The organism is Stenotrophomonas sepilia, assembly GCF_003244875.1.
In the GTDB taxonomy this organism is placed as follows: Bacteria; Pseudomonadota; Gammaproteobacteria; order Xanthomonadales; family Xanthomonadaceae; genus Stenotrophomonas; species Stenotrophomonas sepilia.
In genome coordinates this window covers 1-11,214 of the sequence record NZ_LXXZ01000099.1, presented here as the reverse complement: position 1 = coordinate 11,214, position 11,214 = coordinate 1, and the positions used below count along the sequence as shown (strand labels likewise).

General features: G+C 67.2%; 10 protein-coding genes. 1 reads left to right on the top strand and 9 read right to left on the bottom strand.

What is annotated here, in order from left to right:
• Positions 1-115: 115 nt before the first annotated feature.
• The 9 genes from recO to rpoE all read right to left on the bottom strand — a co-directional run bounded on the left by recO (position 116) and on the right by rpoE (position 8,768).
• Entirely contained in the window at positions 116-835 is a 720-nt protein-coding gene (gene recO, locus A7X97_RS20025) for a DNA repair protein RecO (protein ID WP_049447075.1), read from the bottom strand.
• A gap of 18 nt (positions 836-853) precedes the next feature.
• Positions 854-1,750 carry a GTPase Era gene (era, locus tag A7X97_RS20020; RefSeq protein WP_005410599.1) on the bottom strand — a complete coding sequence of 299 codons (897 nt, stop codon included), beginning with the start codon at positions 1,748-1,750 and terminating at the stop codon, positions 854-856.
• Positions 1,747-2,427, bottom strand: a complete 681-nt coding sequence (gene rnc, locus A7X97_RS20015) for a ribonuclease III (protein ID WP_111008362.1) — start codon at positions 2,425-2,427, stop codon at positions 1,747-1,749. Before rnc ends, era begins: the two co-directional genes overlap by 4 nt.
• Positions 2,417-2,800: a DUF4845 domain-containing protein gene (locus A7X97_RS20010; RefSeq protein WP_014038086.1), complete on the bottom strand. Its 384-nt coding sequence runs from the start codon at positions 2,798-2,800 to the stop codon at positions 2,417-2,419. The genes rnc and A7X97_RS20010 overlap by 11 nt, the downstream gene beginning before the upstream one ends.
• Before the next feature lie 37 nt (positions 2,801-2,837).
• The gene (gene lepB / locus A7X97_RS20005) at positions 2,838-3,632 is read right to left on the bottom strand and encodes a signal peptidase I (protein WP_005418234.1); all 795 of its coding nucleotides are present in this window, start codon (positions 3,630-3,632) and stop codon (positions 2,838-2,840) included.
• 54 nt (positions 3,633-3,686) lie between these two features.
• Positions 3,687-5,480, bottom strand: coding sequence for a translation elongation factor 4 (lepA, locus tag A7X97_RS20000; protein WP_005418237.1), 1,794 nt, complete (start codon positions 5,478-5,480; stop codon positions 3,687-3,689).
• Between the two features lie 182 nt (positions 5,481-5,662).
• A complete protein-coding gene (locus A7X97_RS19995; RefSeq protein ID WP_111008361.1) occupies positions 5,663-7,195 on the bottom strand; it encodes a DegQ family serine endoprotease in 1,533 nt (510 codons plus the stop codon).
• Between the two features lie 74 nt (positions 7,196-7,269).
• Positions 7,270-8,151, bottom strand: a complete 882-nt coding sequence (locus A7X97_RS19990) for a sigma-E factor negative regulatory protein (protein WP_072169164.1) — start codon at positions 8,149-8,151, stop codon at positions 7,270-7,272.
• Positions 8,148-8,768, bottom strand: a complete 621-nt coding sequence (rpoE, locus tag A7X97_RS19985) for an RNA polymerase sigma factor RpoE (protein WP_005418256.1) — start codon at positions 8,766-8,768, stop codon at positions 8,148-8,150. The genes A7X97_RS19990 and rpoE overlap by 4 nt, the downstream gene beginning before the upstream one ends.
• Positions 8,769-9,003: 235 nt before the next feature.
• Between rpoE and A7X97_RS19980 the strand changes: the two genes are divergently transcribed.
• Complete coding sequence (locus tag A7X97_RS19980) at positions 9,004-11,067, top strand: 3-hydroxyacyl-CoA dehydrogenase NAD-binding domain-containing protein (protein WP_111008360.1); 2,064 nt, start codon at positions 9,004-9,006, stop codon at positions 11,065-11,067.
• The last annotated feature ends 147 nt before the right edge of the window (positions 11,068-11,214 follow it).

The following is an 11,214-nucleotide window of genomic DNA, read 5'->3' as shown; positions in this document are numbered from 1 at the left end:
CTACACGGACGTACTTGCGGCGTCCCCGCACCCCGACACACGGAATGCACGCTGTTGCTGTTGCTGTTGCTTTGGCCTCGGCAGGTGCAGGGCTGCAAGCCCTGCCGAACACCCCTCAACGCCTGGGCGCCAGCTGCTCGAGCATTTCCCAGGACTTCAGCCCGCGCGGCCCCAGGTGATGGGCCAGCACCCGCCGCATCGGCAGGCGCAGGCTGGCCAGATCGGCGGCATCCGGCTCTTCGTCAGCCGCCAGCGCCAACAGCGCCGACCCGGTGGCGGCTGCCCGGCGCTCCCCGCCGCGCTCGCTCAACAGGCGCTGCGCACCCTCCTGCGGGTCCAGTTCGTACCGCGCCGCCGGGTCGATCGGCTGGCCATCGCTGGCGCTGTCCAGCTCGAAACCCAGGCCCAGCGCAGACAGCAGCTCGCGTTCGAAACGGCGCAGGGTCCAGGCCAGGCCAGCGCCCACCGCCAGCCGCGCACGCGCCTCGCCGTAGGCGAGGTACAGCTCCGGCAGCGGGTCCTGGCGCGGGGCCAGGCGCAGGGTCAGTTCGCTCAGGTAGAAGCCGGCCAGCATCGCCTGCCCGACCAGGCGTGGCGCGGCATCCAGCGCCTCGGCGCCACGCAGCTGGGCCAACTCACCCCGCTGCTGGGCACTGAAGCGGATCCACTGCAACGGCTGCAGGGCGGCGCGCAGCACCTGGCCCTTGGCAGTGGACACGCCACGCGCAAGCAGGCCGATACGGCCATGCTGTGCGCTCAACACTTCGACCAGCAGGCTGGTCTCGCGGTAGGCCCGTGCGTGCAGCACGAAGCCGGTGTCGTCCTCGATCATCATCGAAGCGACTACAACGCCTTACTCGTAACCGAAGGCCTTCAGCGCGGCCTCGTCGTCGGACCAGCCTTCACGCACGCGCACCCAGGTTTCCAGGAACACCTTGGCCCCGAACAGACGCTCCATCTGCAGGCGGGACTTGGCGCCGATCTCCTTCAGGCGGGCGCCGCCCTTGCCGATCACGATGGCCTTCTGGCCTTCACGCTCGACCCAGATCACCGCACCGATGCGCAGCAGGTTGCCGTCCTCGGTGAAGCGTTCGATCTCGACAGTGGTGGCATACGGTAGTTCCTCGCCGAGCTGGCGCATCAGCTGCTCACGCACCAGTTCACCGGCCAGGAAACGCTGGCTGCGGTCGGTGATCTCATCCTCGCCGAACATCGGCGGGGCTTCCGGCAGCAGCTTCAGCACGTCGCGCACCAGCGCTTCCAGGCCGTTGCGCTTCTGCGCGGAGATCGGATGCACGGCGGCGAAGTCGCGACCCTCGGTCACCTGCTGCAGGAACGGCAGCAACGCGCCCTTTTCCTTCAGGCGATCGATCTTGTTGACCACCAGCACCACCGGGATGCCGGCGTCGCGCAGCACGTTGAACGCCAGGCTGTCCTCTTCATCCCAGCGACCGGCTTCGATCACCAGCAGGCCGGCATCGACGCCTTCCAGCGAGCCACGCGCGGCGCGATTCATCACCCGGTTCATCGCCCGCTTCTGCACCTTGTGCAGTCCGGGGGTGTCAACCAGCACCAGCTGGCCCTCCGGATAGGTGGCGATGCCCAGCAGGCGATGACGCGTGGTCTGCGGACGGTTGGAGACGATGCTGACCTTGGCGCCGACCAGGGCATTGGTCAGGGTCGACTTGCCCACGTTCGGGCGGCCGATGACGGCCACGCTGCCGCAATGATGGGGAGTTTGTTCGCTCACTTGGAATCCAGTTGTTCTAGGACGGCCGCAGCCGCCTGTTGTTCGGCAAGCCGCCGCGAGGCGCCTTCGCCCTCGGTGCTGGCGGCCGGGTCGGCTACGTTGCAGCGTACCCGGAAGTGCTTGGCGTGGTCGTCACCGGATTCTGACACCAGTTCATACTGCGGCAACGCCTTCTGTCGGGCCTGCAGCCATTCCTGCAGGCGGGTCTTGGGGTCCTTCTCGGGTCGGCCGGAGGCCGGCAGTGCCTCGATCGAAGCGCTGAACCAGGGCAGTACCACCGCCCGGCAGGCCTCGAAACCGGCATCCAGGTAGATCGCAGCCACCACGGCTTCCACCGCGTCGGCCAGGATCGAATCACGACGGTGGCCACCGGACTTCATTTCGCCCGGGCCCAGGATCAGCCGCTCGCCCAGTTCCAGGCTACGTCCAATCACCGCCAGCGCGCCCTCACGCACCAGTTCGGCGCGGGCACGGGTCATCGCGCCCTCGTCAGCCTTGGGCCAGCGTCGGTACAACGCCTCGGCCGCCATCATGTTGACGATGCTGTCGCCCAGGAATTCCAGGCGCTCGTTGTGTGGCGCACCGGCGCTACGATGCGTCAGCGCCTGCTTGAGCAGCACCGGGTCGCGGAAGGGATGACCGATCAGGTCACCACGTTGGAAAGGTTTATTCGGCACCGCTTCGAGTCAGGTCCTGGGATGAATCGAATTTGCCAACCACGTCCAGGTTGCCGACCAGCGGACGGCGCACTTCGTAGTTGACCTTGAGGGTCCAGCCATTGTCGCGACGGTCGAACTTCACGTTGGCCGGCTTCACGTTTTCCGAGTAATTGATGTACAGGCGCTTGAAGAACAGATCCTGGATCCGGGCCGGCTCCATGCTGCCCACGCCCGGCTCCTTGGCCAGGCTCTTCATCGCCGAGCGCACCGCGTAATACTCCTGGTACATCGGGAACAGCTTCATGCCGATGTAAAGGAAGAAACCCACCACGATCAGGACCGCCAGGAACGAGGTCAGGGTCATGCCACGCTGCGTGTTCATCGTCTTCATTGCGTTCTCCCCAGATACGCGTTGGATGTGAAGGTACTCAGTTGATGCTCGAGCCGATCCGCGACGGCTCGAAGCCATCCTTGCAGAACCAGCCCTGGCAGTTCAGCCAGATCAGGAAGGCCTTGCCGCGCAGGTTTTCTTCCGGCAGCAGGCCCCAGAAGCGGCCATCGTCGCTGTTGTCACGATTGTCGCCCATCACCAGGTACTTGCCGGCCGGTACGGTCCACTGGCCCTGGCCACGCGGATAGTCGGTCTCCAGCACGGTATGGGTACGGCCCGGCAGGTGCTCGACCAGCAGGTTGGCGCCCTCGCCCTGGCCCTTGTGGCCGGCATAGATGCCCTTGTTGTCGTACTTCAGCGGTTCGCCATTGAGGATCACGCCGTCGCCTTCGAAGACCACGGTGTCACCCGGCACGCCGATCACGCGCTTGATGAAGTTCTCGCCCTTGGCCGGGTCGTTGTCGCTGTGGCCGGGGAAGTGGAACACCACCACGTCGCCGCGCGACGGCTCGCCGAAGGGGACGATCTTGGTGTTGCTGATCGGCAGGCGCAGGCCGTAGGAAAATTTGTTGACCAGGATGAAATCGCCGATCAGCAGGTTCGGCATCATCGAGCTCGACGGGATCTTGTACGGCTCGGCGATGAAACTGCGCACGATCAGCACGATCGCCAGCACCGGGAAGAATGCACGCGAGTAGTCCACCAGCACCGGCTCGGTGTCGAGCAGGCCCGCGCGCTGGGCGCGGCGCTTGGCGAGGTACAGCTTGTCGGCGAGCAGGATCAGGCCCGAGGCCAGGGTCAGCACGACCAGGAGGATCTCAAACAGTTTCATTCAGGGTCCTTTGCAACGTCACCAGACGACCGGCCCCGCGAGGCCGGTGCGGGCTTACTTGTTGTCCATCTGCAGCACGGCCAGGAACGCTTCCTGCGGGATCTCCACGCGGCCGACCTGCTTCATGCGCTTCTTGCCTTCCTTCTGCTTTTCCAGAAGCTTCTTCTTGCGCGAGACGTCGCCACCATAGCACTTGGCCAGCACGTTCTTGCGCATCGCCTTGACCGTGGTGCGGGCGATGATCTGCGAGCCGACGGCGGCCTGGATGGCCACGTCGAACATCTGCCGGGGGATCAGGTCCTTCATCTTCTCGCACAGCTCGCGGCCACGGCGGTCGGCGTGGCTGCGGTGCACGATCAGCGACAGTGCGTCGACCTTGTCACCGTTGATCAGCACGTCGACGCGCACGAACGGGCCGGCGTCGAAGCGCACGAAGTGGTAGTCCAGCGAGGCATAGCCACGGCTGACCGACTTGAGCTTGTCGAAGAAGTCCAGCACCACCTCGGCCATCGGCAGCTCGTAGCTGATCTGCACCTGGCTGCCCAGGTAGTTGATGCCGATCTGGCTGCCGCGCTTTTCTTCGCACAGCTTGATGATGTTGCCGATGTATTCCTCGGGAGTGAGCACATTGGCGCGGATGATCGGCTCGCGGATCTCCTCGACCTGGTTCACCGGCGGCAGCTTGGCCGGGTTGTCCATGTTGATGACCGAGCCGTCGGTCTTCAGGACCTCATACACCACCGTCGGCGCGGTGCTGATCAGGTCCAGGTTGTATTCGCGTTCCAGGCGCTCCTGCACGATCTCCATGTGCAGCATGCCCAGGAAGCCACAGCGGAAGCCGAAGCCCATCGCTTCGGAGCTTTCCGGCTCGAAACGCAGCGCGGCATCGTTCAGGCGCAGCTTGTCCAGCGCTTCGCGCAGGTCCGGGTAGTCCTCGGCATCGACCGGGAACAGGCCGGCGAACACGCGCGGCTGCATTTCCTGGAAGCCCGGCAGCGGCTTCGGCGCCGGATCGCCGGCCAGGGTGAGGGTGTCGCCGACCGGCGCACCATGCACGTCCTTGATGCTGGCGGTGACCCAGCCCACTTCACCGGCACGCAGCGCCGGCAGCACCTTGCGCTTGGGAGTGAACACGCCGACGTTGTCGACCTGGTGGTTGCGGCCGGTCGACATCACCTGCAGCTTGTCACCGGCCTTGATCTCGCCCTGCATCACGCGCACCAGCGAGACCACGCCCAGGTAGTTGTCGAACCACGAGTCGATGATCAGCGCCTGCAGCTTGTCGGTGTCGCGCGGCACCGGCGGCGGGATGCGATGGACGATCGCCTCCAGCACGTCCTGCACGTTGAGGCCGGTCTTGGCACTGACCGGCACGGCGTCGGAGGCGTCGATGCCGATCACGGCCTCGATCTCGGCCTTGGCGCGCTCGATGTCGGCGGTGGGCAGGTCGATCTTGTTGATCACCGGCACCACTTCCAGGCCCTGCTCCACTGCGGTATAGCAGTTGGCCACCGACTGCGCTTCCACGCCCTGCGCCGCGTCGACCACCAGCAGCGCGCCTTCGCAGGCGGCCAGCGAGCGGCTGACTTCATAGGAGAAGTCGACGTGGCCGGGGGTGTCGATGAAGTTCAGGTGATAGGTCTGCCCGTCCTTGGCCAGGTACGGCAGTGACACCGATTGCGCCTTGATCGTGATGCCACGCTCGCGCTCGATGGGATTGGAGTCGAGCACCTGCGCTTCCATCTCGCGGGCCTGCAGGCCACCACAGAGCTGGATGATGCGGTCGGCCAGCGTGGACTTGCCGTGGTCGACATGGGCGATGATGGAGAAGTTGCGGATGTTCCGCATCGAATCAGAAGACATAGGTGGCGGCGGCGCGCGGCGTCGTCAGGGTAACGGTCGATTATCGCATGCCCGGCGCCCGGCCGCGAAAACTGCCTCATCGGGCCGGGGCCAGAACGGCCGAAGCCCCGCCGGGGCGGGGCTTCGGGGGCCGCGCCGGCGCCGCCGAAGCGGCCCCGGCAGGAGCCTTACTGGCCGGCCTTCACCGCCACGAAGGCGCTGTTGCCGTTGGCCGTGCGGACCAGCAGCATCACCACGTCGTCCTTCTTGAAGCTGGACAATGCCCGGTTCAGGGCATCCACGCTGCCGACCGCAGTGCGGCCGACCTGCAGGATCACCATGCCCGGCGACAGGCCGGCATCGCGTGCCGCCTGGCCCTTGACCCCGGTGATGCGCACGCCTTCATTGCCGTTGAGCCCCAACTGCTTGCGCTGGGCCGCGTTCAGGTCGCTGACGTCCAGCCCCAGCAAGGCGTTGGCACCGGTCTGCGGAGCCGCCTCGCCACCGCCAGCCGACGGCCCGCGGGCATTGGCCTGCCCGTCCTCGCTCAGTGCGGTCAGCGTGGCACTGAGCTCATGCGGCTTGCCGTCGCGGTAAACCACCAGGTTCACCTTGCTGCCCGGCGCCATCGCACCGATCAGCGGCGGCAGGTCGGACCAGCTGTTGACCGCGCTGCCGTTGACCGAGCGGATGACATCGCCCACCTGCACGCCGGCCTTGGCGGCCGCACTGCCGGCCACGATCTGGTTGACCAGCGCGCCGCGGCTGTCCGGCAGGCCCAGTCCCTGCGCCTTCAGCGAATCGATCGGTTCGACCACCGCGCCGAGCTGGCCGCGGGTGACCTTGCCGCTCTTCTTGATCTGCTCGACCGCGCTCATCGCCAGGTCGATCGGGATCGCGAAGCTGATGCCCATGTAGCCGCCGGAGGCCGAGAAGATCTGCGAGTTGATGCCGACCACTTCGCCGCGGGTGTTCAGCAGCGGCCCACCGGAATTGCCCTGGTTGATCGCCACGTCGGTCTGGATGAATGGCACGTAGCGCTGGTCCGGCCCCCCCGTACTGCGACCAACGGCGCTGACCACGCCGGCGGTAACGGAATGGTCGAGGCCGAACGGCGAGCCGATCGCGACAACCCATTGACCGGGCTTCAGGGTGTTGGAATCGCCCACGCGCACGGTGGGCAGGTTCTTGCCATCGATCTTGAGCAGGGCCACGTCGTACTGCTGGTCGCTGCCCACCACCTTGGCGGTGAACTCGCGGCTGTCGCCCAGCTTGACCTTCACCTCGCTGGCGTCGGCCACCACGTGGTAGTTGGTCAGTACATAGCCATCGGGCGAGATGATGAAGCCCGATCCCATGCCACGCCCCTTGATGCTGGGACCGCCATCCTGCCCACCCGGCCCCTGCCCCGGCATCGGGAAGTCAGGGCCGAAGAAGCGGCGGAAGAACTCCGGCATGTCATCGTCGCCCATCGGGCCGCGCGAGGCCTGGCGGTTGTTGCGGACGATGGTGGTGTCGACGTTGACCACGCCCGGGCCGACCTGTTCGACCAGGTTGGTGAAGTCAGGCAAGCCACTGACCAGCGGTTGTGCAGGCGCCCGCGGCGCCGCGGCCGGCGCAGGCTGGGTCTGCGCGGCAGGCGCCGGCGCCTGTGCGCAGGCCACCAGGGGAAGGGTCAGGGCCAGCAGGCCAATGGCCTGCGTGCGGAGTCGGGGAGTCATCGGACGGCAACCTCCGGATCGGGTGGAAAGAGGAATACGGGCCCCGCCGAGGGCGGGGCGTGAAGGCGCCCGGCTCAGTCGCGCGGGCGCGGCGGCACCGGCAGGTCGTCCTGCAGGCGCGGCTCGAACGGGTAGAACGCGGCACCACCGGCATGGGCCGGGAAGCTGGCATTGAGCGCACCACCGGCGGCGGGCGCCAGGCTGGAGCGCGGCCATGGCCGGGCCTGCAGCCCACCGACCTCACCAAACGGCAGGTTGTGGTTGGCGTTGGCCGGTACGGTCGGAGCCAGCGGTGCCTGCACGGCGGCGATGGCGCGCTGCGGAGCGTCATCGCGCTGGGCGGCACGCGCGGCCTGCTGGCTGCGGGTTGCACTGGCGCGGCGGGCGTCCTGGCGACGGCTGGTAGCAGCCATCGCCACAGCCGGCGCCGCCGCCACGGCCATCGCGGCGGTATCCACCGATGCTTCGGTCACCGGGGCCGGCGCGGTTGGCGCCGGTGGCAGTTCCGCCTGGCTGGCGATCACCTGCGGCGCCAGCGGTTCACCCGGCGTGGCCTCCTTCAGTTTCTCGCCGCCGATGAACAGTGCGACGGCGGCCACCGACGCGGCCAGCGCGGCGCCGCCGCCCCAGGCCCGCCAGCCACTGCGACGTACCTGGCGACGCGGCTCGGCCTGTGGCGCCGGCTCGGCCGCGATGGCGGCAGCCACGGCGGCACTGAAGCCGGCCGGCGCCAGCGCCGACGCCTGTCCGCGCATCACGTCGCCCAGCAGCTGCCAGCGTTCCTGGCAGCCGGCCAGCTCGGGGTCGTGCTCCATCCGGCGCAGCAGGAAGCGCGCTTCATCGGCGCCCAGCTCGCCATCGACCAGGGCCGACAGCTGCTCGCGATGGCGCTGGTCCAGGCGCTGCCCGGCGGGCGATTGATGGTTCTGCGATTCGTTGAACGGGTTACTGGTCATACGCGGCTCTTCTCACGGGTGGCGCTGCCGATGTCCAGCAGCGGCCGGAGTTCGGTGTCGATCGCCTCGCGCGCCCGGAAGATCCGTGAACGCACCGTGCCGATCGGGCACCCCATCTTCTGCGCGATATCCTCGTAGCTCAGGCCTTCCACCTCGCGCAGGGTGATCGCTGACCGGAGTTCTTCCGGCAGCGCGTTGACGGCCTTCATCACCGTCTGTTCCAGCTCCTGGCGCATCAACTCGCGTTCGGGCGTGTCGGTGTCACGCAGGCGCGTACCACTGTCGAACTGTTCGGCATCGCCGATGTCGATGTCATCGGTCGGCGGCCGTCGATTGTGTGAAGCCAGGTAGTTTTTGGCGGTATTCACGGCGATTCGATGCAACCAGGTTGAGAACTGGGCATCGCCACGGAAACTCCCGATCGCGCGGTAGGCACGGATGAAAGTGTCCTGGGCGACGTCCTGACATTCGCTCCAGTCGGCGATGTAGCGACCGACCAGGGCCACCACCCGATGCTGGTACTTGCGCACCAGGACATCGAAGGCGGCACTCTCGCCGTGCTGCACGCGCCGGACCAGTTCCAGATCCAACTCCTGTGGTGTATCAACCTCGGCCATGAGGGGCCGCACTCCTGTCAGCCCAACCGACGTCGGGCAATGAGACTGCCAATCCCGGGAAAAGTTCAGTCGCCGATCACCTGGCGCCGCACCAGCTTTTAACCACCGTTCCGTTAGCGTCCCGGTCCACGGCCATGGATCCGGGGGCGCCACTCCCCTGCTATTGGGATTTGACGCGAGGGAAACAACCTCTGGATCATAGCCGCTTCTCCATACACAACCGGATGGAACGTCCATGCTCTCAGGCTTCGATGGTCTCCGCTTCAGCCACTGGCACCCCGAGATCCGCGACGACGGCGTGGTGGTTCTCTCCCTGGATCGTCAGGACAGCAGCGTCAACGCGATGTCGCAGGACGTGCTGCTGGAGCTGGGCGACCTGCTTGAGCGCATCGCGCTGGACCCGCCCAAGGGCGTGGTGGTCCAGTCGCTGAAGAAGGCCGGCTTCATTGCCGGTGCCGACCTGAAGGAGTTCCAGGAATTCGACCGTCGCGGCACTGTCAACGACGCGATCCGTCGTGGCCAGGCGACCTATCAGAAGCTGGCCGAGCTGCCCTGCCCCACCGTTGCGGCGATCCACGGCCACTGCCTGGGCGGCGGCACCGAACTGGCGCTGGCCTGCCGCTACCGCGTGGCGTCCAATGACAGCAGCACCCGCATCGGCCTGCCGGAAACCCAGCTGGGCATCTTCCCGGGCTGGGGCGGCAGCGCCCGCCTGCCGCAGTTGGTGGGCGCGCCGGCGGCGATGGACATGATGCTGACCGGCCGCACCCTGTCGGCCTCGGCCGCGCGTGGCATCGGCCTGGTCGACAAGGTGGTGGCGCCAGCGGTGGTGCTCGACACCGCCGTCGCGCTGGCGCTGTCCGGTACCACCCGCCCGTTCAAGCAGCGCGCGACGGCATGGGCCACCAACACCTGGCTGGCACGCAGGCTGCTGGCGCCGCAGATGGTCAAGCAGGTCGCACGCAAGGCGAAGAAGGACCATTACCCGGCGCCGTACGCGCTGATCAGCACCTGGCAACGCAGTGGCGGCAAGCCGATCCAGGCCCGCCTGGACGCCGAGCGGCGCGCCGTGGTGAAGCTGGCCAGTACACCGACCGCGCGCAACCTGATCCGTATCTTCTTCCTCACCGAGCGACTGAAGGGCCTGGGCAGTGGTGATTCCGGCATCCGTCACGTGCACGTGGTCGGCGCCGGCGTGATGGGCGGCGACATCGCCGCGTGGGCCGCTTACAAGGGCTTCGAGGTGACCCTGCAGGACCGCGAGCAGCGCTTCATCGACCCGGCCATGGAACGCGCGCAGGCGCTGTTTGCCAAGAAGGTGCGCGACGAAAGCAAGCGCCCCGCCGTGGCCGCACGCCTGCGTGCCGACCTGGAAGGCAATGGGGTTGCCGAAGCGGATCTGGTGATCGAGGCGATCATCGAGAACCCGGAAGCCAAGCGTGCGCTGTACCAGACGCTGGAACCGAAGATGAAGCAGGACGCCCTGCTGACCACCAATACCTCGTCGATTCCACTGGTGGAACTGCGCGATCACATCCAGCGCCCGGCGCAGTTCGCCGGCCTGCACTACTTCAACCCGGTAGCACAGATGCCGCTGGTGGAAATCATCCACCACGATGGCATGGCGCCGGAGACCGAGCGCCGCCTGGCCGCGCTCTGCAAGGCGCTGGGCAAGTTCCCGGTGCCGGTGGCCGGCGGTCCGGGCTTCCTGGTCAACCGCGTGCTGTTCCCGTACATGCTGGAAGCCGCCACCGCGTACGCCGAAGGCATCCCGGGCCCGGTGATCGACAAGGCCGCAGTGAAGTTCGGCATGCCGATGGGTCCGATCGAACTGATCGATACCGTCGGCCTGGACGTGGCCGCCGGTGTCGGCCGCGAACTGGCGCCGTTCCTGGGCCTGCAGATTCCGGCCGCGCTGCAGACGGTGGAACCGGACAAGCGTGGCAAGAAGGATGGCCAGGGCATCTACACCTGGGAAAACGGCAAGCCGAAGAAGCCGGACGTGGCCAGCGACTACCAGGCCCCGGCCGACCTGGAAGACCGCCTGATCCTGCCGCTGTTGAACGAGGCAGTGGCGTGCCTGCACGAAGGCGTGGTGGCCGATGCGGACCTGCTGGATGCCGGCGTGATCTTCGGCACCGGTTTCGCCCCGTTCCGCGGCGGTCCGATCCAGCACATCCGTGCGGTCGGTGCCGATGCGATCGTCGAGCGGTTGAAGGCGCTGCAGCAGCGCCACGGCGACCGTTTCGCCCCGCGCCCGGGCTGGGACAACCCCGCCCTGCGCGAACCAGTGGTCTGAGTTCATCGGCCGGGCCTGCGGCCCGGCACCCGCAGAGGCAACCGCCGAAGCAAAAGCCAGAGCCAGAGCCGGAGCAACAGCCGGCTCTGGCTTTTCTGTTTGCTGGGCGGGGCGGTGTCGGGTTGCGGGGACGCCGTAAACCCGTCC